This window comes from Amycolatopsis halotolerans (genome assembly GCF_042647905.1).
Classification (GTDB): domain Bacteria; phylum Actinomycetota; class Actinomycetes; order Mycobacteriales; family Pseudonocardiaceae; genus Amycolatopsis; species Amycolatopsis halotolerans.
The window spans coordinates 135027-158920 of record NZ_JBHRWI010000051.1; the positions used below are offsets into that span (position 1 = coordinate 135027).

22 protein-coding genes and 4 tRNA genes are annotated in these 23894 nt (G+C 69.6%); 13 read left to right on the forward strand and 13 right to left on the reverse strand.

The window, feature by feature from the left end; genetic code table 11:
• Positions 1 to 57: 57 nt before the first annotated feature.
• Together ACFORO_RS35730 and ACFORO_RS35735 are read right to left on the reverse strand one after the other, a co-directional pair.
• Positions 58 to 1287 carry an alpha/beta fold hydrolase gene (locus ACFORO_RS35730; protein WP_377869813.1) on the reverse strand — a complete coding sequence of 410 codons (1230 nt, stop codon included), beginning with the start codon at positions 1285 to 1287 and terminating at the stop codon, positions 58 to 60.
• A gap of 295 nt (positions 1288 to 1582) precedes the next feature.
• Positions 1583 to 1879: a hypothetical protein gene (locus tag ACFORO_RS35735; RefSeq protein ID WP_354749263.1), complete on the reverse strand. Its 297-nt coding sequence runs from the start codon at positions 1877 to 1879 to the stop codon at positions 1583 to 1585.
• 122 nt (positions 1880 to 2001) lie between these two features.
• On the opposite strand from ACFORO_RS35735, the gene ACFORO_RS35740 reads away from it, so the two are divergent.
• Positions 2002 to 2190, forward strand: a complete 189-nt coding sequence (locus tag ACFORO_RS35740) for a hypothetical protein (protein ID WP_377869814.1) — start codon at positions 2002 to 2004, stop codon at positions 2188 to 2190.
• Positions 2191 to 2501: 311 nt separating this feature from the next.
• On the opposite strand, the gene ACFORO_RS35745 is transcribed toward ACFORO_RS35740, so the two are convergent.
• Positions 2502 to 3119, reverse strand: a complete 618-nt coding sequence (locus ACFORO_RS35745; protein WP_377869815.1) for an RraA family protein — start codon at positions 3117 to 3119, stop codon at positions 2502 to 2504.
• A 67-nt stretch (positions 3120 to 3186) separates the two neighbouring features.
• On the opposite strand from ACFORO_RS35745, the gene ACFORO_RS35750 reads away from it, so the two are divergent.
• Positions 3187 to 3687: a methylated-DNA--[protein]-cysteine S-methyltransferase gene (locus tag ACFORO_RS35750; protein ID WP_377869816.1), complete on the forward strand. Its 501-nt coding sequence runs from the start codon at positions 3187 to 3189 to the stop codon at positions 3685 to 3687.
• A gap of 5 nt (positions 3688 to 3692) precedes the next feature.
• Here the strand turns inward: ACFORO_RS35750 and ACFORO_RS35755 are convergent, their stop codons facing one another.
• The gene (locus ACFORO_RS35755) at positions 3693 to 4487 is read right to left on the reverse strand and encodes a siderophore-interacting protein (RefSeq protein ID WP_377869817.1); all 795 of its coding nucleotides are present in this window, start codon (positions 4485 to 4487) and stop codon (positions 3693 to 3695) included.
• A 610-nt stretch (positions 4488 to 5097) separates the two neighbouring features.
• Between ACFORO_RS35755 and ACFORO_RS35760 the strand changes: the two genes are divergently transcribed.
• The 4 genes from ACFORO_RS35760 (at position 5098) to fgd (ending at position 8981) form a co-directional block, all read left to right on the forward strand.
• The gene (locus tag ACFORO_RS35760) at positions 5098 to 5841 is read left to right on the forward strand and encodes a hypothetical protein (RefSeq protein WP_377896715.1); all 744 of its coding nucleotides are present in this window, start codon (positions 5098 to 5100) and stop codon (positions 5839 to 5841) included.
• A gap of 94 nt (positions 5842 to 5935) precedes the next feature.
• The gene (locus ACFORO_RS35765; protein ID WP_377869819.1) at positions 5936 to 6310 is read left to right on the forward strand and encodes a YciI family protein; all 375 of its coding nucleotides are present in this window, start codon (positions 5936 to 5938) and stop codon (positions 6308 to 6310) included.
• 127 nt (positions 6311 to 6437) lie between these two features.
• Positions 6438 to 7871: a glycoside hydrolase family 76 protein gene (locus ACFORO_RS35770; RefSeq protein WP_377869840.1), complete on the forward strand. Its 1434-nt coding sequence runs from the start codon at positions 6438 to 6440 to the stop codon at positions 7869 to 7871.
• A gap of 105 nt (positions 7872 to 7976) precedes the next feature.
• Positions 7977 to 8981, forward strand: coding sequence for a glucose-6-phosphate dehydrogenase (coenzyme-F420) (fgd, locus tag ACFORO_RS35775; RefSeq protein WP_354749249.1), 1005 nt, complete (start codon positions 7977 to 7979; stop codon positions 8979 to 8981).
• A 260-nt stretch (positions 8982 to 9241) separates the two neighbouring features.
• Here fgd and ACFORO_RS35780 read toward each other — a convergent pair whose 3' ends face one another.
• A complete protein-coding gene (locus ACFORO_RS35780) occupies positions 9242 to 9769 on the reverse strand; it encodes a helix-turn-helix domain-containing protein (protein WP_377869820.1) in 528 nt (175 codons plus the stop codon).
• A 47-nt stretch (positions 9770 to 9816) separates the two neighbouring features.
• Here ACFORO_RS35780 and ACFORO_RS35785 point away from each other — a divergent pair, with 47 nt between their 5' ends.
• Positions 9817 to 11061 carry an alpha/beta hydrolase gene (locus tag ACFORO_RS35785; protein ID WP_377869821.1) on the forward strand — a complete coding sequence of 415 codons (1245 nt, stop codon included), beginning with the start codon at positions 9817 to 9819 and terminating at the stop codon, positions 11059 to 11061.
• A gap of 45 nt (positions 11062 to 11106) precedes the next feature.
• On the opposite strand, the gene ACFORO_RS35790 is transcribed toward ACFORO_RS35785, so the two are convergent.
• Positions 11107 to 13614, reverse strand: a complete 2508-nt coding sequence (locus ACFORO_RS35790) for an SdrD B-like domain-containing protein (protein ID WP_377869822.1) — start codon at positions 13612 to 13614, stop codon at positions 11107 to 11109.
• A 144-nt stretch (positions 13615 to 13758) separates the two neighbouring features.
• Here ACFORO_RS35790 and ACFORO_RS35795 point away from each other — a divergent pair, with 144 nt between their 5' ends.
• Entirely contained in the window at positions 13759 to 14487 is a 729-nt protein-coding gene (locus tag ACFORO_RS35795; RefSeq protein WP_377869823.1) for a hypothetical protein, read from the forward strand.
• Between the two features lie 116 nt (positions 14488 to 14603).
• Here ACFORO_RS35795 and ACFORO_RS35800 read toward each other — a convergent pair whose 3' ends face one another.
• Positions 14604 to 15920 carry a right-handed parallel beta-helix repeat-containing protein gene (locus ACFORO_RS35800; protein WP_377869824.1) on the reverse strand — a complete coding sequence of 439 codons (1317 nt, stop codon included), beginning with the start codon at positions 15918 to 15920 and terminating at the stop codon, positions 14604 to 14606.
• Positions 15921 to 16301: 381 nt separating this feature from the next.
• On the opposite strand from ACFORO_RS35800, the gene ACFORO_RS35805 reads away from it, so the two are divergent.
• The gene (locus ACFORO_RS35805; protein WP_377869825.1) at positions 16302 to 17426 is read left to right on the forward strand and encodes a Dyp-type peroxidase; all 1125 of its coding nucleotides are present in this window, start codon (positions 16302 to 16304) and stop codon (positions 17424 to 17426) included.
• Positions 17427 to 17490: 64 nt separating this feature from the next.
• Here the strand turns inward: ACFORO_RS35805 and ACFORO_RS35810 are convergent.
• From ACFORO_RS35810 to ACFORO_RS35825, 4 genes are all read right to left on the reverse strand, one after another.
• Positions 17491 to 17565 (reverse strand) — tRNA-Val (locus tag ACFORO_RS35810).
• Between the two features lies 1 nt (position 17566).
• Positions 17567 to 17637 (reverse strand) — tRNA-Cys (locus ACFORO_RS35815).
• 21 nt (positions 17638 to 17658) lie between these two features.
• Positions 17659 to 17731: transfer RNA gene (locus ACFORO_RS35820), tRNA-Gly, on the reverse strand.
• A gap of 126 nt (positions 17732 to 17857) precedes the next feature.
• Complete coding sequence (locus tag ACFORO_RS35825; protein WP_005159130.1) at positions 17858 to 18283, reverse strand: SsgA family sporulation/cell division regulator; 426 nt, start codon at positions 18281 to 18283, stop codon at positions 17858 to 17860.
• Positions 18284 to 18674: 391 nt separating this feature from the next.
• Between ACFORO_RS35825 and ACFORO_RS35830 the strand changes: the two genes are divergently transcribed.
• Positions 18675 to 18749: transfer RNA gene (locus tag ACFORO_RS35830), tRNA-Val, on the forward strand.
• Between the two features lie 89 nt (positions 18750 to 18838).
• Here ACFORO_RS35830 and ACFORO_RS35835 read toward each other — a convergent pair.
• Both ACFORO_RS35835 and ACFORO_RS35840 read right to left on the reverse strand, forming a co-directional pair.
• Entirely contained in the window at positions 18839 to 19099 is a 261-nt protein-coding gene (locus tag ACFORO_RS35835) for a hypothetical protein (RefSeq protein ID WP_377869826.1), read from the reverse strand.
• Entirely contained in the window at positions 19096 to 19635 is a 540-nt protein-coding gene (locus ACFORO_RS35840) for an RNA polymerase sigma factor (RefSeq protein WP_377869828.1), read from the reverse strand. Before ACFORO_RS35840 ends, ACFORO_RS35835 begins: the two co-directional genes overlap by 4 nt.
• A gap of 383 nt (positions 19636 to 20018) precedes the next feature.
• On the opposite strand from ACFORO_RS35840, the gene ACFORO_RS35845 reads away from it, so the two are divergent.
• The 3 genes from ACFORO_RS35845 to ACFORO_RS35855 all read left to right on the forward strand — a co-directional run bounded on the left by ACFORO_RS35845 (position 20019) and on the right by ACFORO_RS35855 (position 23823).
• Complete coding sequence (locus ACFORO_RS35845) at positions 20019 to 20900, forward strand: nitroreductase/quinone reductase family protein (protein ID WP_377869829.1); 882 nt, start codon at positions 20019 to 20021, stop codon at positions 20898 to 20900.
• Between the two features lie 603 nt (positions 20901 to 21503).
• Positions 21504 to 23054, forward strand: coding sequence for a sugar transferase (locus tag ACFORO_RS35850; RefSeq protein WP_377869830.1), 1551 nt, complete (start codon positions 21504 to 21506; stop codon positions 23052 to 23054).
• 157 nt (positions 23055 to 23211) lie between these two features.
• Entirely contained in the window at positions 23212 to 23823 is a 612-nt protein-coding gene (locus ACFORO_RS35855; RefSeq protein ID WP_377869831.1) for a malonic semialdehyde reductase, read from the forward strand.
• Positions 23824 to 23894 lie beyond the last annotated feature (71 nt).

Genomic DNA, 23894 nt, shown 5'->3' on the forward strand with positions numbered 1-23894 from the left:
GTCCGTGAGGGGAACCCTGAGGGACTCAGAGTCCCTGAGGGTTCCCCTCACGGCAGGTCAGACGCGTCCGCGAACGAGGTCGATCAACCGCCCGAGCACGTGATCGCCCCCCGCGCGCAGGCCGTTGTGCTCGTACTCGTTGGTGATCCACGGCCGCAGCGTCGGGATCAGCCGCGCGGTTTCCTCGGAAAACGCCCGCTCGACGTACATGTCGCTGGCGTAGATCGCGGCGGCGGCCGGGACCGTGCACTCGCGCAGCACGTCGGCGTCGTACAGCCGCGGCCATTCGTGCGCGGCAAGCAGTTCCGCGGTCTCCTTCATCGGACGGAGGCTGTGGAGATCCTCGAAGAGCGAGGGGAACACGTGCTCGCCGGTGAACAACGTCCGGTCGGTGCGGAACTCGTCCGGCAGCACGCGCTCGGCGGACCAGCGGGTAGCGAACCCGTCGGAGTACGACGACTCGTGGATGACCGAGTACAGCGGATTGCGCGCGCTGAACGGCAGCGAGCTCGCGACGTCGTACGCGAACGCCGGGGACTTCGGGTCGCGCTCAAGCAGATAATGCAGCGCCTCCTCGCCGCCGCTGGCGCCGAGGACGTAACCGAGCTGCTGGAACAACCGCGCGGTGAGCGGACTCCCGTCGGGCAGGAGCACGGCCCCGTCGTCGAGCAACGGCAACAGCGCTTCGACGCGCGCGCGATCGCCGGGGTAGCGGAGGTAGTACCGGCGGTTGCGCTCGAGCAGATTGGCGAACGTCGCGGTGTAAACCTCGTCCGGATGCCGCGCGATCGGCGGCAGCCCGCCGGTGAAGAACGCCTCGGCCAGCCCCTCGGAGTACTGGGAAAGGTAAGCGAGCGTGCAAAACCCGCCGAACGACTGCCCGAGCACGCTCCACTTCTCGACGCCCAGCTGCCGCCGCACGAACTCCGCGTCGCGCACGATCGCGTCGGCGCGGAAGTGCGTGAGGTATTCGGCCTGCTCGGCCGGCGTGCCGGTGAGCGCGCCGACCGGCGTGGACCGCCCGGTGCCGCGCTGGTCGAGCATCAGCACCCGGTACTCCCGCAACGCCCGCGGCAACCAGCTGGGCGTCCCGCGCGACGGCCGCGGCGCTTCGTGCCCGGGACCGCCTTGGAGATAAACGAGAAACGGCCGGTCGAGCCCGTCGGGATCCGCGACCTCCCGCGCGAAGACGGTGATCTTCGCGCCTTCGGGGCGGGAATGGTCGAGGGGGACGGAGAACTCGTGCTCGGTGAGCACCAGGCCGGAAACGCGCACGGTGGTTGCCATACGGGCGATTCAACCAGAACGGGCGTCGGGCAGGCCACGGAAATTGCTCCCCGGAAGTCCACTGTGGACTCAAGAGCCGCGGCGGTTTCGCCCTGAGCGGAGCGGTGGCTTCTCGGCGGCGAGGGGGCACGTCGGGTCCCGCTCGCGCGGAAGGTGCAGCGGTGCCCGGCGCTGCCCTTCCGGGGAGGAGGCGCTCGGCCGCATCGCGCAGGGTGTCGCCGCTTGGGCGGCGCGAACACCGGTCGACGCGGCGATCGCTTCCCGCCGCGGTTCTGCCGGGGTCTGGGAGCCGGAGCTATTCCTTCCCCATCGACCGCCGGATCTCGGCCAGCTTGTCCTTCGCCGCCTCCTTGCGGTCGGCGATCTTCTTGTCCAGCGACTCCAGGTCCTCCGGCCCGCCGATTCCGGCGATCTCCTGCGCGCCGACCGACGTCGTGTACCGCTTCTCGATCCGGTCCCGCACGAAGTCGAACGACGGGGCGCCGTTCTCGCTGTAATCGGGTTCGGGCAGGGCAGCGGGCGGCGGCGTGCCGGGGCTCTCCACGATCTCCGCGTCGAGCGGCTGCTGCTCGCCGGGCTTGTCCGCGCTCATCGTCTCGCCTCTTCTCGGTTCGTCGGCTCCGCCTTCGACCCTAGCCGACCTCGGCGGGGACGGGTGGATGTTTCGCCGCCGCCGGTCCGCGGTAGCCCATCGGGGAGTGAAAGGAGTCCGCGATGCTTCGCCCCCGCTCGACCGCACCGCCCGCCCCGCCCGAGCCCGTCCCGCCCGGTCCGGTGGAGCCCGACCCGGTGACGCCGGGACCGGCCCGTCCGCTGCCCGACCCCGAACCCCTCCCGCCCGAATCGGAACCTGGCCCCGAACTGGCGATGGCGCGTCCCTTGTGGACAGTCCGGCCGGAGTGAACCGGACGGAAGTCTCGGCAGCCGAGATCCTCGGCTCAGGAAGGGGCCCCGCCGGGCGGGACGGACGGCGCCGGTCCGCCCGCCTGCCTGGACGCTCGCTGACGCCGGTCGGCCCGGCTGCGTGGATGCCCGCTGACGCCGGTTCGCCCGCCTGCCAAGACGCCCGCTGACGCCGGTCCGCCCGCCTGCCTAGACCTCCGCTGCCCTCTCCGATCCTGGCCAGGTCAATCGCCAGCTTCACCTGCGATTGTTTCGCGCAGGCCCGCCGAAGCCCGAACACTCCGGGCGTCCCGCGCGCCGCGGTGGTCGCGTCAGCCGCGAAACCCGCCGGCCTCGAGCGCCGCGTCCACCTTCGCACGGTGCGCCTCCGCCCACTCGTCGAGCGTCTGCGCCTCCTCCTTGGCCAGCCTCGCCCGCGCGTCCACCAGCACCTGCGCCGCGTCGGGCCCCGGCACGACGACCACGCCTTCCTCGTCCGCCACGACGATGTCCCCGGCGTGCACAGTCACCCCGCCGCACCGCGCGGGCTCGCCAAGCGGCGTCACCGCGGCTTTCGTGCCGGGAATCGGGATCACGCCGCGCGCGAACACCGGAAAACGCGCCTCGCGAACCTCCGACAGGTCGCGGATCACGCCGTCCAGGACAAAGCCCGCGATGCCGCGCCGCTGAGCAGTCGCGCAGACGTTCCCGCCAGCCAACGCGTAGTCGACGTCGCCGGATTCTGCCACTACCACCGCTCCGGCGGGCGCACGATGGATGGCCGCGTGCAGCATCAGGTTGTCGCCTGGCGGGCAGCGCACCGGGTACGCAGGCCCGGCGATCCTCGGCACCGGACCCCACAAGGGGCGCACCCCGTAGTCGAGCACCTGGCCGCGGCCGAGCAGGTCGGCGAGCGTCGTGGTCGGGATGTCGGCGAAACCGTCGTCCATGGACGGCGATGCTCTCACGCGCGGCCCGGCCGGATACCGTTCCGTGGCACCGATCACGGAGGAGAAAATGGCTTTCCGGCACACCGTCGCTGCGTCACCGATCGGCGACCTCACCCTGGTCGCCGACGGCAGCGCGCTGATCGCCGTCTACTTCGACGGCCACAGCCGGACCCCGCGCTTCCCCGACTTCGGCCCGCGCGCCGACGACACCTTCGCCACCGTGACTCAGCAGCTCGACGAGTACTTCACCGGCCAGCGCCAGACCTTCGACCTCGAACTCGACCTGCGCGGATCCGACTTCGAACGCCGCGTGTGGCAGCTGCTGACCCGCATCCCCTACGGCGAAACCCGCACCTACCGCGACCTGGCCGTCGAACTGGGCGAACCCGGCGCGGCGCAGGCCGTCGGCAACGCGAACGGCTGGAATCCGCTGAGCATCGTCGTGCCCTGCCACCGAGTAGTCGGCAGCAGCGGCGGCCTCACCGGCTACGCGGGCGGCGTCGACCGGAAACGGTTCCTGCTGCAGCTGGAAGAACCGCCCGCCGACGACGCCGGACGCCTGTTTTAACGGCCTCACCCCAGCGCGGCGCGACCGTGTTTCCAATACCCCTGGAACGCGATCGCCTGCTTCGGAACCCCGCGCTCCCGCGTGAGAAACCGCCGCGCGCCGGTGGCCAGCCCGCTTTCGCCCGCGACCCACGTGTAGCCCGGCGGGTCGGACAGATCGAGCTGGGCGAGGAAGTCGAGCGCGAGCCGCCCCGGCAGGCGATCGTCCTCGCGGACCAGCCATTGGACCTCGGCGCCGAGCGGCACGTCGACCGCGTGAATGTCGTCCCGCGCCCCGACCTCCAGCAAAACCGTGGCGCGCAGACCAGGCGACGACTCCAGGATCGCCAGCGCCGCGGGAATCGCGCTCTCGTCGGCAAGAAGCAACTGCGGCACGCCTTCCGGCGGCAGATACGTGATCCCCTCGTCGAGGATCCCGATCTCGTCGCCCGGCCGCGCGCTCTCCGCGAACCTCGACGCCGGACCGCCGTCGCCGTGCACCGCGAACTCGATGTCCACCTCGCCGGGCCGCGTCGCCCGGATCGTGTAGTTCCGGACCCACGGCCTGGACGCGCTGCTCATGAGCATGTGCTGAGCGAGCCAGCGATTGCTCGAAGCGGTGGGGAGGCGCAGCTCGCGCTGGCCCTCGCGCGGGAAGAACAACCGGCACCATTGATCGAAGCCGAGCGGCGCGAAGTCCTCGAGGTCCTCCCCGCCGACGGTGAGGGTCACGAAATGCGTGGAGGTCCGTTCGGCGCGCAGCACGGACGTCCGGAGCAGCCGCCTGCTGTCGGGCGTGCGGCGCTGGGGGAGGGTCGGCATGGTGGTCCTCATTTAGTTAGGCAAGGCTTGCCTTATGAACGGTAGCCGGAGTCCTCATCGGACGGCAAGGGTGCGCGCACTCGGCCCGAATGCACCCGTCCGTGGTCCTCGCCTCCGGCGGATGCCTCCATCCGGGCCAGTTCGCGGATTGTTGCCTACGCTCGATGATCACTCTCCGTGTCACTCATGTGGGTGACGGTTGACTGCTCAATAAACCGACTCGCCGTGACACTCTGTGTATCACTGCCCGGTGGTCATGTCCGGTGCCGTCGAGTTTCTCCACCTGGCGAATGTGCGGATGAACGTGCATATTCCCGTGTCAGGGTCGGTTCTCCGCTGTTCGCGGACGTGTCACGAGGTCTGGACAAGCCGTCGAGGGAGTGGCCGCCGGGTGTCGAATCGGTGACAGCGAAGAGTAGCGAAAACCTTCACTCGAACCGTTGGGCGACGCTGAGGGACCGTTCACCGCGACACTGCCAGTAGAACTGGTCGGTGACGCACCGTCTTCGCCAGGATGAGCCCATCCGGGGCGCGCGCCGCACGAACGGCCGGGATCCGGACAGCCGTCGGAACCGGTCCGCCGGCCGGAAGAGAAAGGGATGACGACCTCATGACGGTGGTTCCCTGCCTCGCCGACCAGCCGCTCCGAACCGGGCAGCCGCGTCAGACCGGCACGCCGCCCGAGCCGGGGGAAAGCGCAGTGCTGGTCCGGGCGCCTCAGCCGCGGCAGTTGGGCCGCGAGTGCGAACCGGAGCCTGCTCCGAGAACGCGCGGTGCGGCGAAGCGGGAGAAGGCGGCCCAGCCTGCCGAGGGGACACAGCGAGGCGCTGCGGCAGCGAGCAATGTGGCCAAGCCCGACTCGGCTGCGAGCGGCGCAGCGGAGTTGGCTCGGCTGGGCGATGGAGCCGCGAGTGATGCGGTCAAGCCCGATTCGGCCGCGATCAACGCACCCGAACCGCCCCGCCCCGCAGACCCCCAGCACCCCGATCCCGACCACCCGAGCCGCGTCCGCGTAGTGGTCGACTGGGATCCCTTCTCCCGTCCGCCCCGCCGGATCGCCACGCGGGACGAGATGCTCGCCTCCGCGCACCGGGTTCTCGCCCGCCGCAAGCACGGCCGCCACCGCAAGCCCGACACCCGCGATCCCTGGGCCACCCGTGCGGCGGACTTCGTCGTCACCTGGGCGTCCACGCTCCGGATGGCGTTGCTCCTCCTCGCCGGGACCGCGTTCCTCACCGGCCTCGTGCTGATGAACAGCCCGATCGCCGGCGTCGCGGTGACCTCCGTGACCCTCGCCGCGGGCGTCGCGGCCTGGGTCGCCCGGCCCCGAAGGTCGCCGTCGCATCGCTGCTGAACGAAAACTCGGCGAGGTGTCGATGTCGCGCCGGCCCGTTCGACGAGGATGCGACGGCCGGACGGAACCGGCCACCGACCCCGAGGAGCGGGCAATGCGTTTCCTGCTGATGCACCGGCTTGACGAGAGCGCCCCCGAGGCCTGGAACCCGAGCCCCGAGTTCATGGAGAAAATCGGCGCGTTCATCCAGGACTGGACCGAACGCGGCATTCTGATCGCCGCCGAGGGCGTGCACCCGTCGGAGAGGGGCTCGATCGTCCGCAAGCCGCGCGGCGCGAACCCGACCGCGACGGACGGGCCGTTCACCGAGACCAAGGAGGTCATCGGCGGGTTCGCCCTGGTCAACGCCGCGGACCTGGCCCAGGCGGTCGAGTACGCGCGACAGTACGCGGACCTGTTCGATGAGGTCGAGGTCGAGGTCCGCCAGGTCGTGGAGGCCGGGGATCTCGAGGGCGTGAGCGCGGAATAGCCCAGCGCGCAAGGCATCCGGCCTATTCGCGCGCCAAGTCTTTGTCATTCGTTGACCCGCACCGCGCCTCGCGGGGATCTTCGTTCTGGGGACAGGGCGGGGATCCGAGGAGGCAGCGGTGCGGGTCATGCTCACGGCGGTCTTGACAACGATGTCGGCGCTGGTGCCGGTCCAGGCGAAAACACCGGAGCCACAGCCGGCGGCGAATATCGTGGTGTGCAACAAATACTGCGACGACCGTGCCGCCGACCAGGCGTCCGGCGACCGGATCGCGGTCACCGCGCCGCTCGACGACCGCGTCCTCCAGTTGCACTTCGCCGACGGCGACCCGATGGGCTGGGCGGTCGTCGACCACTCGCGCCCGGGCGACCAGGTGTGGCTCGACCGGTCCTTCGACGGCGGCGCTACCTGGGACGGCGGCGCACAGCTGGGCCGGACCACCGCGCCGTCGGGAGTCGGCGGCTGGCGCACCCAGATGTACAACAACGACGACTGGAACACTCGCGGCGTCGGCGCCCTGCGCGCGTGCGGCAGCGCGGTCGACACCGGCCGGATCGCTTGCACGCCTTGGGCGCGCACCCGCTGGAACGCGGCGAACCGCTCGCAGGCGGCGGCGACCGCGTTGATGGCGCTCTACGACAACGGCACCGGCTACTTCCGCAACGGCGGCGGCTGGGGGAGCGCCGTGTCGCTGGCCGCGGTGATCCGCAACGCGTCGGTCAGCCGGATGGCCAGCTACGACTACGCGATGGCCACGACGTACGACAAGAACGTCAACGCCGGCCGCGGGCAGTTCCGCAACGAGTTCTCCGACGACACCGGCTGGTGGGCGATGGCGTGGCTCGACGCCTACGACCGCACCGGCGAGCAGCGCTACCTCGCCACCGCCAAGGCCGACGCCGACCACATGCAGACCTTCTGGACCGGCGACTGCGGCGGCGGCATCCGGTGGAAAGAAGGCCTGACGTACAAGGCGTCCATCTCCAACAGCCTGTACATCCAGGTCAACGCCACCATCGCGGACCGCACCGGCGACGCGACCTACCGGACGCGGGCGCGGCAAGGCTGGGATTGGTTCCGCGGCAAGGGACTCATCGGCTCCGACGGCCTCGTCGTGGACGGCATCGACGGCGCCAGTTGCGCCGCCGTCGGCCAGCGCTACACCTACAACCAGGGCGTATTCGTCTCCGGCCTCACCGCATTGGCCAAGGTCACCGGCGACCAGGGCCTGATCGGCACCGCCCGTTCGGTCGCCGACTCGACAACGCGCACCGGGTCGTTTTTCACCGGCTCCGACGGCATCGTCCACGACCCCGGCGAGGGCAGCAGCTGCGGCGACGACGGGTCGTACTTCAAGGCCGGGCTCGTCCGCGGTCTGTCCGAACTGGACGCCGCGACACCCGACGCGCCGTACCGGGATTTCCTGGCCAGGCAAGCGGATTCCGCCTACGCGCACTCCCGCAACGACTTCGACCAGTACTCGCGTTCGTGGTCCTCCACCGCGGAGAAAGGACCGGGCTGCCAGGCCGCGGCGCTCGCCTTGATGAACGCGACGAACTAGCCCGGCGAGTGATCGACAGCACACCCGTCTGCGCAAGGCCCATCCGGGTACGGTTGACGGTGCCACGGAATCCTGCGTGGTTCATGCGGACGGGGAAGGGCGATCGTGGAGCTGAAGGTCGGGTACAAGGCGTCGGCGGAACAGTTCGGGCCTCGCGAGCTGGTGGAGTTCGCGGTGCGGGCCGAGGAGCTGGGGCTGGACTCGGTGTGGGTGTCGGACCATTTCCTGCCGTGGCGCCACGAGGGCGGGCACGCGCCGTGGGCGCTGGCGTGGATGCCCGCGGTGGCGGAGCGGACCAGCCGCGTGCTGATCGGGACCAGCGTGCTGACGCCGACGTTCCGGTACAACCCGGCGGTGATCGCGCAGGCGTTCGCGACGATGGCGCTGCTGTCGGGCGATCGCGTGATCCTGGGCGCGGGCACCGGCGAGGCGCTGAACGAGATCGCGGTGTCGGGCCGGGAATGGCCGGAGTTCAAGGAACGGTTCGCGCGGCTGCGCGAGTCGGTGCGACTCATGCGCGAGCTGTGGAGCAAGGACAGCGTCGACTTCGAGGGCGACTACTACCAGCTGGTCAACGCGAAGATCTACGACCGGCCGGAGCGTCCGGTGCCGGTGTACATCGCGGCGGGCGGCCCGGTGGTGGCGAAGTACGCGGGCCGCGCGGGCGACGGCATGATCTGCACGTCCGGCAAGGGCATGGAGCTCTACACCGACAAGCTGATGCCGGCGATGGCCGAGGGCGCGGCGGCGGGTGAGCGCGACGCGTCCGGCGTGGACCGGATGATCGAGATCAAGATGTCTTACGACCGGGACCCGGAGAAGGCGCTGGCCAACACCCGGTTCTGGGCCCCGTTGTCGCTGAGCGCGGAGCAGAAGCACACGGTGTCGTCGGCGGAGGAGATGGAGCGGCTGGCCGACGAGCTGCCGATCGAGCAGGTCGCGAAGCGGTGGATCGTCGCCTCCGACCCGGACGAGGCGGTCGCGCAGATCAAGCCGTACCTCGACGCGGGCCTGAACCACCTGGTCTTCCACGGCCCCGGCCACGACCAGGAGCGGTACCTGTCGCAGTTCGCCGAGGACGTGCTGCCGCGGCTGCGCGCGCTGGCCTGATCTCTTTTGCCGCGGAAACCCCCGTCCGGCCTCGCGCGGCTGTGAGGCGGACGCGCTTCCGTCGTGTTTCCGCAGCTCGGCTGGCTCGGTCCGGTTGAGCGCAGGTCGCCCTGAGCCCCGGACCCGGGAGCGGAAGCCGGGCAGCGGTCCGTGAAGGACTCCTTGGGGGAATCAGATTCCCTCAAGGAGTCCTTCACGGATCTCAAGACACGGTCGCACTGCTTGAGTTCCTGGCAGGGGCCTCGTGCTGGGCGGAGGTTTCAGTCTTCGCTGGGGAAGAGGATCGGGCTGAGCAGGTAGCGTGTGCGCCCCGGCGCGGGCCCGTTGGCGAGCATGGGCGCGATGGCTTTCCGCATGCCGTCGATCATCGCGAGCAGTTCGTCGCGGTCCAGCCAGACGGCGTGCTGCCGGTAGCCGACGAGATCCTCCACCGGATTCGCCTGGTCCCGGCTGAGGTAGGCGTCGAACTCGGCGACCAGCGCGGCAGTCGCGGCGGCGAATCCGCGACGGTGGTCGTCCGGGGTCAGTTGCGCGATCGCGTCCTGGTCGATCGACGCGTTTTCCTTGCGCAGCCGGTAGGTGCGCTCGACCGCGCCGCGCACGCGTTGCTCGTCGGCCACCTCGAGGATCCCGCCGTCGGCGAGGAGGTCGACGTGCCGGTAGACCGTCGCCTTCGAGACGTCCGGGAGCAGTGCGCCCAGTTGTGCGGTGGTGAGCGTCCGGTCGCCGCGCAGCGCGTGCACGATCCGCAGTCGTACCGGATGTCCCAGGAGAGTCAACACGTCCACCCCCGAATGGTCTCACACAGTGCTACCATTCGCATAACGTGAGAACGATGGGGGTCGGGATGAATCCGAGCGAGGTGGCGACGGCTGTCGTCGAGCAGGCGCGAGACGGGCGGTTCGGCGAGATCGCGACGCGGTTCTCGGCGGAGTTGCGGGCGGCGGTGTCCGGCGCGGCGCTGGAAGCCGCGTGGACTGCACAAACCGGTGAGCACGGTCCGGTGGCCGCGCTGGGAGAACCGGTTGCTGAGCCAGCGGGTCCTGGGCTGACCCGGGTGCAGGTGCCGGTCATGTGCGCGCGGGGCGGGTTTCTCGTGGTGATGTCGGTCGACGCGGCGGGAACCGTTGCGGGGCTTCGGCTTGCTGCCGCCGTGGGATGGACCAAACCGTCCTATGCGGATGGAGCGGCGTTCGTCGAACAGGACGTCGTTCTTTCCGCGGAACCCCATTCGGTGCCCGGAACGCTGACCGTGCCGCGAGGGGAGGGGCCGTGGCCGGGCGTGGTCCTGCTCAGCGGCGGCGGGATTTTCGACCGCGACGAGACGGCCGGGCCGAACAAGCCGCTCAAGGATCTCGCGTGGGGCTTGGCTTCCCGGGGCGTGGCGGTGCTGCGCTTCGACAAGGTGACGCACGCCCATCCCGAGCTGGCCAGCGCGCCCGGGTTCACGATGTCCGCGGAATACGTGCCGCATGCTGTCGCGGCCGTCCGGCTTCTGCAAGCGCAGGACAGTGTCGACGCCGCGCGCGTGTTCGTGGCCGGGCACAGCATGGGCGGGAAGATTGCGCCGCTGGTGGCGATCGCCGAGCCGTCGATCGCGGGGCTGGTTCTCCTGGCGGCTGATGCCGAGCCGATGCAGGAAGCCGCTGTCCGAGTGGTCCGGCATCTGGCTGCGCTGGACGCCAAGGTCGCGGCGCTCGTCGAACCGATCACCCGGCAGGCCGCGGCGGTCGCCGATCCGGCGTTGTCGCCGTCCGCGCCGGGGGTCGGGTTGCTGTTCGGCTATCCCGGGTCGTACTGGCTGGAGCTGCGCGAGTACGACCCGGTCGCGACCGCCGCGTCGCTGGCGGTGCCGATGTTTCTGATGCAGGGCGGCCGGGATTATCAGGTCACCGTCGAGGACGACCTGTCCCGATGGCAGAACGGACTGGCTGGACCGGCGGTGGACATTCGCGTCTATCCAGCGGACGACCACGAGTTCTTCCCCGGCACCGGACCGTCCACACCGGACAGTTACCAGCGACCGCAGCACGTCGACCCAGCGGTGGTGGCAGACCTCGCGGACTGGCTGGCGCGATAACGGTGGCCGAGGCCCGCGCGTCGCGGACCTCGGCCACCGTGGCGATCACTGCCGCCTGAACCGCCTTCTCCGGCTCGCCACCAGGAAGCCGGTGCCTCCGGCAAGAAGGGCTCCGCCGAGGATCAGCAGCATCGGAAGCAGCGGGATCCCGGTCGAGGCAAGGGAATCCGTGTCCGTCGCGCCCGAAGCAGGCGGATGGGCCACCGGGGGAACCGCCGGGTTCGGGCTCGTCGCCGGGGGAGCCGACGACGTGGGCGGACCGGGCGGCGCGGGCAGGTAGACCCCGGCGTCGATGGTGTGGTCGACCCCGCCCGCCTGGGCGGGAGCGGTCACCGGCGCGTAGCCGTTGCAGAGCCGTCCGGTCTTGGGCGGCACGACGTTCGAGTCGTGCGCCCGGTCCGGGCCGGCGGTCGGGAGCGTGAACCGCAAGTCGGTCGCCGGCGGCGTCCCGGGCACGTTGTCCGTGGCCGCGGTGCAGACGTCGAACTGCACGGTGTACTTCTCGCCGGGCTTCAGCTGGTACTCCGCGCCGACGCCGCCGAAGTAGTACTCGCCCGCCTTGTCGGTCTGCGTGGTGGCGACCTTCTTGCCGTCGACGTCGAGCAGATTCACCGTCGCCTTGGCGAGCGGGACCTCGTCGGTGCGGTTCGGGTCCTGGATGCCGTTGTGGTCGCCGTCGAACCAGACGAGGTTGCCGATCTGGATCGGCGCGTTCGCCGCCTGGTAGGCGATGTCGCCGAGCCCGCCCGCCTTGCCGAAGCTGTTGGCCGGGCCCACGAACGCGTACCCGTGCTTCGGATTGTCCTGCCCCGGCCCGATGCCGGTGCCGACGTCGTAGTAGCCGACGCCGTCCGAACTGACCGCCTGCGCCGGGTCGAGTTCGGTGCTGATCACCCATTGCTGCTGCGGGATGTAGGCGACCGAACCCTGCGCGGCCTCCTGGTGCAGGCCGTTGCCGGAGCGGTTGGGGTCGTAGAAGTCGCCGTGGAAGTATTCGACCGTGCCCGCCGGCTCGTGGCCGTTGGTCGCGTACGTGCCGTGGTTCGGGCAGACCCCGGTGCCCTCCCAGTCGTATCCGCCGCCGGGCGCCGCGCACGCCATGGTGATGTCGCCGCCGGACATGCCGGTCGCGACCCCGGTGCGGCCCGGCCGCGGGTCGATGCCGGAGCCGAAGACGTCCATGAACCGGTCGCGGAAGCCGAGGATCATCGAGCCGTCGCGGGTGAACGCCAGGCTCGCCAGTTCCGGCTGCGGGTTGATCCCGGGCCCGTGCTTGATGAACTTGTCCCACGAGGCGAACGAGGTGTCCCACGGGTTCCAGTGGTCCATGTCCTCGTCCTGGAAGCCCGCGATGACGTTGCCGCGGAGATAGTCGAGACGGTGCTCGACCACGGGCGTGAACTTCGTGCCGTCGTAGGTGTAGACCACGGCTTTCAGGTCCTCGCGCCGCTTCGTGCTTTCCGCCGAGCAGACGCCGCCGACGTACAATTTCGCATCGTGCGCCGCGACCGCGAACGGCCGCCAATCGTCCGGGCTCGCGCATTCCGGCATCGGGATCGGCGTCTGCTTTTCGATCTTCGCGGTGTCTCCGGTCGCGTCGAAACTGAGCAGGTTCCGGGTCACGAGGCTTATCGCGTACAGCTTCTTGCCGTCCTCGGTGAGCGCGATCCCGCCGAGGCTTTCCTTGCCGGGGACGTCGACGAAATGCTCGTCCTTGCGCATGTCGACCGCGCCGTGGGCGGTGATTTCCGCGGCCGGGACCTTCGCGAACAGCTTGGGCGCGCCGCCGCCGAGCGGCGTCGTGTAAATCGCGCCGCCGCCTTCGGGACCGTAGGTGGTGAAGCGTTTCGCGAACGCCGACTGGAAAATGCGGTCGCGGTATTTGTCGTACGCTAATCCCCACGTGGTGCCGACTTGCGCCTGGGTGTTCAGCACGGTCGGGCAGGCCGAGTCGGCGGGGCAGGTGCCGCGGAGATTACGGTCGAACGCGACCAGCGCGCGGGTGTTCGGATCGGGTGCGCTGCCGTCGCTGTTCACCGCCGGGTTTTGCACCGGCACGTAATAGCGGGCGTCGGGGAGGGTGTGGTCGGCCGGGTTCCAGACGCCGGTGATCACCGAAACGTCCTTGGCCTCGCGCAGATCCACGAACGTCGTGAAACTGTCGAAGTGGTTTTTCTCCGTGGACGCGGGCGCGGCCTGCAAATACGCGCGATACGGATCCGGAACGGAGACGTCGACGCGATACCGGCCGCCGGCGAGCGGCGCGGCCGGGTCCACGACGACCTTGCCCGCCGCGTCCGTGCGGCCGCGCACCTGATGCCCGGCGGGGTCGGTGACCAGCACAGACATGCCCGGCTGCGGGGTGTCCATGGTGGCGTTGATAATGCCGGTGCCGAAGAAATCGCGGAGCACTTGGACGGTCAATGTGCCGTCTTCCGCGGCCTCGGCGCTGCCGGCGGTGACCGTCATCGCGCTGCCGCCCAGCACCAGGACAGCGGCGGCTAATCGGGTCAGCCGGTATCTGCCACGGGTTCTTCTGCCACCTCTGTTCATGACTGCGGGATCTCCGTTCTCTGCGCGGAATATTCGCGCGGCGTGCCGCAAAGCTGTAACAGTGAAGCAGAAAACGACCTTTCCGGGTACGGCACCGGGATAAACGGACCGGGTGAATCGAAATCCCTGCTACGGTCACTCGCTGTGCTTGCCAAACGGATCGCGCGCCGCTGGATCGTCGTCGCTCTCGCGGTGACAGTCGTGCTGGGCGCAGGAATATTCTCGTATGTCGCCGCCAGTTCGCCCGGTTCCGGCCCGCGCGCGGTCACCGCGGACGAGGCGAGCCGGCTCGCGATCGCGCGATTCCGCAATTACCAGAAACAAGGCCGCGCGGTGACGATCAGTGTCCCCGGCGCGGCGGGCGAACTCGTGATCACCGGTTCGGCCGATTACCGCGCCAAGACCGGTTACGGAGTGCTGAAAGGCAAGGGGCGCAACGACTCCGGCAATGGTCTGATCCGGTGGACCGCCACCCGCGTCGAACTCCGCCCGCTGTCCGCGGTCCCCGGCCTGCCCCCGGCGAACCCGCCCGCCGACGGCTGGTTCGGCCGCCCGCTCAATCCGGCAGCGGGTCCGCTGGACCGGTCCTTGGCCATTCTGCTCGGCCTCGGCAGCGACCGGCCGGACAACGCGCAATTGCTCCCGCAGAACGGTGCCGAATGGGTAGGGTCCGATCGGGTGAACGGGCACGCGGTCGACGTCTTCACGGGTCCGGATTCCCGGGAACGGCCCGGCAGCGCGGAATCCGTCCGGTACTGGCTCGACGGGGACGGCGTCATGTATCGGATGCGGGCTTCGGTTCCGGGCGAGACGAATCCGGTTGTCATTGATTTCGATACGCACGAATTCATTGCGGTTCCGGCTGGCAACTGACGTTTCCTTAGGATGCGGCTCTTGAGGCCCGGTCCGTCGGCGGGGATGCGGTGGTGAGCGACCGCGTGGCCGATGGGCGTCAGCGTGCGGGAATCGCGGCACTGCGATCGGTGTCCCTAGGCGGCAGCCGCTGAAGCCCGGTCCGCCAGCAACGACGCACCGGGCACCTGGATTTTCGCGACGTCCGGAAACCCCGGCACCGCAGGGACAACCGTGGGACCGGCCGTGCGCGCATCCGGGAATTGCGGCTGCGGCGGCGGTGCCGCGACCTCCGTGAACGGAATGCCCGCAGGCGGTTTCGCCCTGGTCCAGGCACCAGCAGGGGAGTCCGCTGTTGTGGGGCAAGCGGCATTCACCGCCAATCCCTCCGGAATCGTGTGCAGCGCCCCGGAATCAACGCAGTTTCCGCTGCCCTTCGTCGGACCGGGGAACGTCCAGCCGACGTCGAGGCCATTCGCCGCGAAGACGTCGCCGACGATCCGGTTGCCCTTCGGCGGCACGTCCTGGGTCGCGGTGAGCACAAGCCCGGCGTTCGCGTTCCCGGCGATCCGGTTGCGCAGCACCTGGTTGCCGCTGCCGCCGTCGATGCCGATCCCGATGCCCCAGCCGCCGTCGGCCTGCTCGGGCGTCGCCGCCTGACCGTTGGCCGCGACCAGGTTCCCGGCGACCACGGAATCCTGCTGGGGCAACAGCTTCTCCTGGTGGTCGGAGTTGGTGGTCAGCCCGACCCGGTTCCCGCTGAACCGGTTGCCGACGACGTACATCTCGCCGCTGGCGTTCGTGCCCTCGTACCCGACCGCGTTGAGCTCCGCGACGTTGTCCCGCACGACCGTCCGGCACGGTTTGCATTGGCCGACATAGATTCCGGAATCGGCGCCGCCGGACGTGTACGACTGCTCGATCACCCCGTTCTGTGCGGAAAACGCATAGATTCCGTAGAGACCGTTGCGGGTGGCGGTGACGTGCGAGACCAGGAACGAGCTGAGGAACCGGATCGGCTCGTCACCGGTGTCGTAACCGCCCCCGTGCCCCGGCAGCCCGTCGGCGGCCTTGACCGAACCCGTGACGAGGACGCCGTTCTGCGTGTGATTCCGGACGGTCAGGTTCTCCACCGCGACGCCCGGCGCGGACACGACGACGCCGTTGTCCCGCTTCAGCTGCCCGTCGACGACCACCCGCTCCCGCACTTCGCCGCGCAGCGTGACCTTCGGCGTCGTGATTTTCACCGTTTCGTGGTATTCCCCAGGCGCGACAAGCACGAGATCCCCGGACTGCGCCAGGGAAACGGCGGCGGAGATAGTCGGCGCGTCAGCGGGGACGCGAATGGTCACCCCCGCCCCGTCCGGCCGATGACCCTCGGCGGAGGAAGAACCACAACCGCTGACCAGCGCGGCGGAAAGCCCCAGGATCGCCACCATGGCGGGAAAACGCATCCGCCCAGTCTGGCACGAGAGCCGGATTCCGTTGGGGTGATTGTTGGCCGGGTTGGCGGTCGTGCGCTTGGTTGGTGCGTGCCGCGGTCGGCAGGCCGCAGGGGAGCGGCACGCTTTGGCGCTGTCCCGCTGGATTCGCACGTGGACGCCGCGGCCTTTGCAGACCGGTGCAGCGAACCAGGAGAGCAGGGCCGTCGTCGCGGGTCGTGAGTTTGGCGGCGCTCCACCTAGCCGGGCGTGGGGGCCGTTGTGACGCGTGCATCCGGCAGGAGATAACCCGGCCGCTTTGTCGGAGCCGCTTCGCATCCCACCGCCTGACGAGACACCCGTTTTGCCGAGCCGAATTCGCCTGGCGCACCGGAATCTGTCACGCTGCCCGTCGTGAATTCCGCTGAGCGCCGCCCTTCCCGCCGCGCTTTTCTCGGGGCCGCGGTGACCGCCGGGCTCGCCGCTGGCTGCCACGCCGCCTCCGCACCCGACTCCGCCGAGACCCGGCCCGGCCCGATCCCGCCCACCGGCATGCACCAAGCCGGGATCACCACGCCGCAACAGCCGCAATCGCATCTGCTGGTCGTCACCGCAGATGTTTCCGTTGCGCCAGGGCCAATTCTCGCCGAATTAGGCCGCAGCATCATGGCTTTGACCGCTGGAACGGACGCCCGCCTCCTGGGCCTGCCCCCGGGCGACCTGACCGTGACAGTCGGCGTCGGTCCGAGACTGGTCCAGACCCGCGATCCACAACTGCCCGGCGCGAAAGACCTCCCACCCGCCGCGCACGAGACGATCGCACCGTCCGACCGCGGCGGAGACCTGCTGCTCCAGATCTGCGCCAGCGACCCACTGGTCCCGCCCGTCGCCGCAGCAGCGCTCCTCGCGAAGCCCGGCGTACGCGAACGCTGGCGGCAATCCGGCGCACGCGGACCGCACGTCCCGGTCTCAGCCGGACTGACCGCGCCGAGGAACGTCCTGGGCTTCGTCGACGGCATCGTCGGCCCGCACACTCCCGCCGAGCAGCAACGGGACCTATGGCTCCCGGGCCCGCCTCCGGTCGCGGGCGGCACGATCGCCGTCGTCCGGCGGATGGCGCTGGACGTGACCCGCTTCGCCGCATTGCCGGTAGCCGCACAGGAATCCGTCTTCGGCCGCCGAAGAGACACCGGAATCCCTCTGTCCGGCGGCTCCACAGGGGACGGTCCGGACCTGGGCGCGAAAACCCCGGACGGCCGCTACCTCGTCCCCGCCGACGCCCACATCCGCCGCGCCCACGCGAACGTCGTCGGGGCCGGGCTCATGCTGCGCCGCAGCTACAGCATGGACACGCCGGCCCCGGGCCTCCTCTTCGTGAGCTTCCAGAACGACCTGCACACGTTCACCGCGACCCTGGCGAGCATGGAAGCCGCGGACGCGCTGCTGCCGTTCACGACCACCACGGCGAGCGGAACCTTCCTGATCCTCCCGGGCTTCGACGAACACCGCCCGCTGGGATCGGCGCTGTTCCCGTCCTGAGCGGGTGCCCGGGAACGACGAAAGCCCTGCCTCTCCGAAGAGAAGCAGGGCTTCCGGACAACGCTGGTGCGCGATACTGGGATTGAACCAGTGACCTCTTCCGTGTCAGGGAAGCGCTCTCCCGCTGAGCTAATCGCGCGAGGTGGAGACGGGATTCGAACCCGTGTACACGGCTTTGCAGGCCGTTGCCTCGCCTCTCGGCCACTCCACCGCATGGGGCTTGAGCCCTCCGAGCGGACGACGGGATTCGAACCCGCGACCCTCACCTTGGCAAGGTGATGCGCTACCAGCTGCGCTACGTCCGCACTACCGTGGCTCCGAAGTCGCGGGCGGGAAGCCCGCACCCCGTCGCCGTGGTGTGAAAGAACCATATCCGACCCCGGCGGCCGGCGTGGCACCGGGGGGTTGTTGGCCTGATCGCGGGGCGGTGATCAGGCCAGATCGTTCGGGATCAGGTGGGTGAGCGCGTCGTCGACGTCGACCCACAGGTGTTCGTTGCCCGGCAGCACGACGTCGTACGTGCGGTCCAGGAAATCGGCCAGCTCCTGCGCGGACGCCTCGAACATGGCGTGCCCGGACGGCGAGTTCAGCTCGATCAGGACCGATTCCGGGTCCTCCACCGAGGGCCGGATGCGGACGTCCCCGTCGCCGGCGTCGGCGAGCAGGCCGTCGGCCAGCAGGTCGCGCGCGTAGACCCATTCGACCCAGCCGGCCCGCCCGGTGCGGAAGGCGGCGACGACGGCATAGGGGTCGCGGGTGTCGTAGCGCAGCTCCACCTTCACCGGAACCGCCGGGGTCCGCGGCGCCAGCAGGTCGAAGACCGCCGTCGAGCGGAGCGTCACGTGATCGTTGCGCATCGTCCTACCCTTCGTCTCCCTTCCCGGCCTGGACGACCGAGGACAACGGTGAGACGCACCAGGAGCCCGGATCCGTCGCGAGTGCGCTCGAGATCACCCGTTCGAGACCGTCTGCCCCGAGGTCCGTCCGGTCCGTCGCCGTCCGTGCCGCGCAGCCTTCAGCGGGCGCCCGGTGGGGAGCCACCGGTACATCTTGCGCGGTTCGGCCGCTGTGCGATAGCACCGTCGCACGGATGTCGCGGACGGCCGCACGCGCCCCCGCCCGCGCAAGGCCTTGGTTAGCTCGGGGTTGTTCGGACGGTATTCGCAGGCAGACGCGCTGTAGTCGGATCAAACCACCCGTTTGCAGGCCCCCGAAAGTCGTGGGGTAGGCTGAGTTCGCACCGCGAGCGGGCGATTAGCTCAGCGGGAGAGCGCTTCGTTCACACCGAAGAGGTCACTGGTTCGATCCCAGTATCGCCCACCACCACCATCCGAAGGCCTGCCGACGATCGTTGTCGGCAGGCCTTCGGCATTCCCGGGGAGCGCGTCCCGGGCGGCGTTCGGCCGGTCGGATCAGCGTCCCCGCGCCGGTTCCAACCGGCACACCCCGTCCTCGCAGGTCCGTTCCCAACGCCCACGCGACAGGGTCTGCGCCAGCCCGATCGCCCAGCACGTCGGGCATCCGCGCAGGGCCAGCACGCCCAGCGGCAGCGCCAGCAGGCTGATCCAGCCGACGACCGGGGCCAAGGCGATCGACGCGGCGACCAGGCCGAATCCGACGAACCCGCGCGCGAGGTGGACCGGCAGGGACTTGCTGGCGTACGACGTGCTCATCGGGCTTCCTCCGGGAGATCCAGGCAAGCGCGGACGGCGGCGCGGGCGCGGTGCAGCCGCGACTTCATCGCGGCGGTGCTCAAGCCCAGCGACTTGGCGACGGTCTTTCCCGGCAGGCCTTGGATGTCGCGCATGATCAGCACCCCGCGCTGGTCGTCGGGCAGCGACGCGATGGCGGCGGACAGGCGTTCGACCTCCAGCCTGCTCAGCACGTCGTCCTCGGCGGACGGGCCCGCGGTGTCCGGGATCGGTTCGTCGCGTTGCACCAGGGCCCGCGCCCGGCTCAGGCACTCGTTGCGGACGATGCGGAACATCCACGACGCGAGCGCGGCCGTCGCGCGCAGGGTTCCGATCTTGCGGAACAGGACGATCATCGCCTCCTGCGCCGCGTCCTCGGCGTCCTGGCTGCTCGCGCACAGCGAGAACGCGAACCGCCGCACGTGCGGGTACGCGCCGGACACCAGTACGGCGATCGACGCCTCGTCGCCGCGTTGCGCCGCCAGGACGAGCTGGTCGGCGGGCCACGGCTCAGCCACGCTTCGACCTGCCGCGCGCTCGCAGGAACACCACGCAGCTGCACACCAGAACCGCCACGACCACTACCGCGACAATGACTGCGGTCATCGAACCTCCTTCGACGCGTCGGCCTTGTGGCCGCACGTCCATAAGAGCGATCGGCCCGGCGAAAGGATTCAGCCGCGCGAAGATCCGCGGCTGTGCTAACTTAGCCATGCGCCCCGTATGGGCCTACGCATGGAGGTAGCGGCTAACCAGCCAGCACAGAGATCGGGCTCTCCGTCTCTCGCAGTTCCGCGGATCCGTCAGCCGGATCACTGCGCCATGCTTGTGCCTGCGGGGTCTTTTCGCGTCCTGTCCTGTGCTCGATGCCTCCTTTCCGGAAACAGCCGAAAGGAATTGTGTGAGCAACGATTTTCACCGCTGGCTCATTGCCGAGTTCCGCGCGAACCGCGGTGCGCTGAGCGGCATGTTCGAGGGATGGTCGCTGGCGGTGCTGACGACGACCGGCGCGAGGAGCGGCCTGGACCGGGAGGTGCTGCTCGGCTACCTGCGGATCGACGGCAACGGCGTGGTCGTCGCCTCGGCGAACGGGGCGGACCGCAATCCCGCCTGGTACCACAACATTCGGCGGAATCCGAGGGTGACCGTCGAGACCGGGAGCGAAACGTATCAGGCGATGGCGGCCATTCCGCGGGGAGCCGCGTACGAGAAGCTTTTCGCGCAAGTGGTCGCCGAAGCTCCGGGCTACGGCGATTATCAGGCGAAGACGACCCGTGAGATTCCGGTGGTCGTATTGCATCGGATCGACGAGCGCGTCAAAGGAATGGGGGATTGGCTCGTCGAAGTGCACCAATGGTTTCGCAGCGAGTTGCGGACGCTGCGCGAGCAGGCGGACGGCTTGGTCAACGGCCGTGCGACCGCGATTGTCCGGCCGAAACCGGACTTGGCTCAGGAGATGCGCACGCACTGTCTCAGCTTCTGCACCGCGCTGCGCCGCCATCACGTCGGCGAGGACTCGGTGGTGTTCCCCTCGCTGGCGGCGCGGTTCCCGGCGCTCGCCCCGGCCATCGCGCAGCTCGCCGAGCAGCATCACGTGGTGGCGCGGCTGCGGGACTTGATCCGGGAGCTGGTCGACGGCTTCGTCCCGGGCGAATCCGACCCGGTGCGGCTGCGGACCGAACTGGAGCGGCTCGCCGGTGAACTGGAGGCGCACTTCGACTTCGAGGAGCAAGCCGTGGTGACCGCGCTCAACGCGACGGCCGCGGCACCGCCGACGGCATGAGCGAAGACCTGCGCTTTTCGAGTGTCCAGTGTGGACCTGGCCCCGCCGCGAAGGCGGGTGCCGGGCTAATCCGGGAGAAATGTGCGGGGAGGGTTCCCGGCGCGGCGGAGAGCGCGCGGAGAATGGTTCAGACCACCCGAATGGTCGAAGACCGGACGTCCTGCGCATTTCGGAGCGGATTGCATTGCGGGCAAAGGAAATCGGCGAGTCGGCGCAGAGCTTGTGCCCGAACGGCGGTTGGAGCGGGTTGGCCCGCGGCCGGTGACCCGCGCGGGGGAGCTGAATCGGCTGCGGGCCTGCTGGGCCGTTCGGTGTAGGTAGTGGGAAACTTGACTACTGCGAGTAGTTTCGGTTGCCGAGTCAGCGTGACCCATCGTGACATTCCCGTTATCTTCCCGGTGCTTCTTGACGGGGAAGACTCGCAGGCCGTGGCTGGGAAATCTCTGTAACACCGCTCGCTGACCACCCGATACCTTGGCGAGTGTCACACCTTCGGCGACAGTGGGCCGAACCGTCTCATGATCACTGATTGTGATTGACGGTCCTGACTCAGTGTGCTGGTGGCGATCAGGTCCGGGGAGCTTGCGTAGCGCGGGAGGACTGATGGAAGAACCGGTGCGGCCTTGGCCCGCGGACGGCATGGCGCTGCCGAGAGTCGACCTCAGGGCGGTCCCCGCACCGCCGGTCGACGTGGCGGCCCCGCCGCCCGGCCGTGCCGCCGACGACCGGCTTGACCCGGCGACGGTCTGTCCGGCGGAAGGAGATCCGCCGAAAACGCACGCCGCGGAATGGGAGAAACGGTACCGCCGGACCGTGATCGCGTCGGATCTCGTCGCGGCCTGCGTGGTGATCGCGATCAGCGCGTTCATCATCGACCGCGTCGCTCCGCACGATATGCACGCGTTCGGCACCGCTTTCGCGATCCTGTGCGCCCTTCCGGTCAGCCGGGCCTGGAGCGCGCGGGTGCTGGGGGAGGGCCCCGAGGAGTACCGGACGCTGGGCCGGGCGCTGATTACTGCGGCCGTGCTGGTCGCGTTCGGCGGATTGTTGTTCGGTGCGCTCGAAGTGCAGCCTTGGGTGTTTTTCGTCGTCCCGGCCGTCGCATTGGTGTTGTTTCCCCAGCGCTATGTGCTCCGGCAGATCCTGCACCGGAGACGGCGGCGCGGGCTGTGCCTGCTGCCGGTGATGGCGGCGGGCGACGCGGAAACCGTCGCCGACCTCATCAGGCGGACCCGGACCGAAGCGCACGTCGGGTGGCGGGTCGAGGCGGTCTGCACGTCCACCGGGCACGGCGAGATCGAGGGCGTTCCGGTCGTCGGGCGGCTCGAAGAGCTTTCCCGGCACGTGCGCCGCGGCGGGTACCGGGTAGTCGCCATCACGGCCGATCAGTACTGGAATCCGGAGCGTCTGCAGCGGCTTGCCTGGGATCTCGAGGGCACGTCGTCGGAAATGGTCGTCGCGCCGATGCTGATGGAGGTCGCCGGGCCGCGGCTGAACGTCAGCGGAGTGCTGGGCATGCCGCTGCTGCGGGTCACCGCGCCCGCGTTCACCGGCGGGCGCCGTTTCGTCAAAGAGGTCGTCGACCGCTGCGGCGCGGCGTTGCTGCTCGCGCTGTTTTCGCCGCTGCTGCTGGCGATCGCGGTAGCGGTGAAGGCGGGCGACCGGGGTCCGGTGATCTACCGGCAGCGGCGCATCGGCAAGGACGGCGAAGCCTTCACGATGCTCAAATTCCGCACCATGGTCGTGAACGCGCACCTGATCCGGCACGACCTGGAGACGGCGAACGAGGGTGCGGGGCCGCTGTTCAAGATGAAGAAGGACCCGCGGGTCACGAAGGTCGGCGGGTTGCTGCGCCGGTATTCGCTCGACGAATTGCCGCAGTTGTTCAACGTCGTCGCGGGACGGATGTCACTGGTCGGGCCGCGGCCGCCGCTGCCGGAGGAGACGGCGACGTACGCCCCGGCCGCGCGCCGCAGGCTGCTGGTGAAGCCGGGGCTGACCGGGCTGTGGCAGGTGAGCGGGCGCAGCGATCTGTCGTGGGACGAGAGCATCCGGCTCGACCTGCGCTACGTCGAGGACTGGTCGCTGGCTCTCGACCTGGTGATCCTCTGGAAGACCTTCCGCGCCGTGCTGGCCGGGCAGGGCGCCTACTGACCTGCGAGAATTCCGCTGACGGCGGCCGTCGGTCCCGCGCGGACCGGCGGCCGTCGCCCGTGCGCTGAGTCACAACCGCGCCGGACGAGAAATAGTCAAGCGTTCAACCATGTTGGTGCCGTGCGTAGGCGACAGCACGGGAAGGAACGCCGAACCGATGACTACTTTCGCAGAGTCCGAGCAGCTGCAGGTGCCCGCCGAGGTGCAGGACCTGCTGTTCCGCGAAGCGCGCACGGCCAACAACTTCAGCACCGAGCCGGTGACCGACGAGCAGGTCCGCGCGATCTACGACCTCGTCAAGTGGGCCCCGACCTCGATGAACACCCAGCCGCTGCGCGCGCTGGTGATCCGCAGCGACGAGGCGAAGCAGCGCCTCCTGCCGCACATGGCCGAGGGCAACCGCGCCAAGACCGAAGCCGCGCCGCTGACCGTGATCCTGGCCGCGGACGTCGACTTCCACGAGAACATCCCGCAGACCTTCCCGCACAACCCCGGCGTGAAGGACATGTTCGCCGAGGAGTCCGGCCGCGTCGAGTTCTCCAAGCTGAACTCGCTGCTGCAGGTCGGCTACTTCATCATCGGCGTGCGCGCCGCCGGACTGGCCGCGGGGCCGATGACCGGCTTCGACGCCGCGGGCGTGGACAAGGAGTTCTTCTCCGGCAACAACTGGCGTTCGCTCGTCGTGGTGAACGTCGGCAAGCCGGGCGAGAGCCCGTGGTACGACCGCCTGCCGCGGCTCGACTTCGACCAGGTCGTCGACACGCTCTGACCCTTCTTTCGCCGCCGGAAGGCCGCCCCGCACGCCCGGGGCGGCCTTCCGGCGTCCGCGGGCAGTGTTGG

Bases quoted from the DNA above. Each gene is read 5' to 3' on its own strand.
- ACFORO_RS35730 (WP_377869813.1), bottom strand. From the start codon at position 1,287: ATGGCAACCACCGTGCGCGTTTCCGGCCTGGTGCTCACCGAGCACGAG.
- ACFORO_RS35735 (WP_354749263.1), bottom strand. From the start codon at position 1,879: ATGAGCGCGGACAAGCCCGGCGAGCAGCAGCCGCTCGACGCGGAGATC.
- ACFORO_RS35740 (WP_377869814.1), top strand. From the start codon at position 2,002: ATGCTTCGCCCCCGCTCGACCGCACCGCCCGCCCCGCCCGAGCCCGTC.
- ACFORO_RS35745 (WP_377869815.1), bottom strand. From the start codon at position 3,119: ATGGACGACGGTTTCGCCGACATCCCGACCACGACGCTCGCCGACCTG.
- ACFORO_RS35750 (WP_377869816.1), top strand. From the start codon at position 3,187: ATGGCTTTCCGGCACACCGTCGCTGCGTCACCGATCGGCGACCTCACC.
- ACFORO_RS35755 (WP_377869817.1), bottom strand. From the start codon at position 4,487: ATGCCGACCCTCCCCCAGCGCCGCACGCCCGACAGCAGGCGGCTGCTC.
- ACFORO_RS35760 (WP_377896715.1), top strand. From the start codon at position 5,098: ATGACGGTGGTTCCCTGCCTCGCCGACCAGCCGCTCCGAACCGGGCAG.
- ACFORO_RS35765 (WP_377869819.1), top strand. From the start codon at position 5,936: ATGCGTTTCCTGCTGATGCACCGGCTTGACGAGAGCGCCCCCGAGGCC.
- ACFORO_RS35770 (WP_377869840.1), top strand. From the start codon at position 6,438: ATGCTCACGGCGGTCTTGACAACGATGTCGGCGCTGGTGCCGGTCCAG.
- ACFORO_RS35785 (WP_377869821.1), top strand. From the start codon at position 9,817: ATGGGGGTCGGGATGAATCCGAGCGAGGTGGCGACGGCTGTCGTCGAG.
- ACFORO_RS35790 (WP_377869822.1), bottom strand. From the start codon at position 13,614: ATGAACAGAGGTGGCAGAAGAACCCGTGGCAGATACCGGCTGACCCGA.
- ACFORO_RS35800 (WP_377869824.1), bottom strand. From the start codon at position 15,920: ATGCGTTTTCCCGCCATGGTGGCGATCCTGGGGCTTTCCGCCGCGCTG.
- ACFORO_RS35825 (WP_005159130.1), bottom strand. From the start codon at position 18,283: ATGCGCAACGATCACGTGACGCTCCGCTCGACGGCGGTCTTCGACCTG.
- ACFORO_RS35835 (WP_377869826.1), bottom strand. From the start codon at position 19,099: ATGAGCACGTCGTACGCCAGCAAGTCCCTGCCGGTCCACCTCGCGCGC.
- ACFORO_RS35850 (WP_377869830.1), top strand. From the start codon at position 21,504: ATGGAAGAACCGGTGCGGCCTTGGCCCGCGGACGGCATGGCGCTGCCG.
- ACFORO_RS35855 (WP_377869831.1), top strand. From the start codon at position 23,212: ATGACTACTTTCGCAGAGTCCGAGCAGCTGCAGGTGCCCGCCGAGGTG.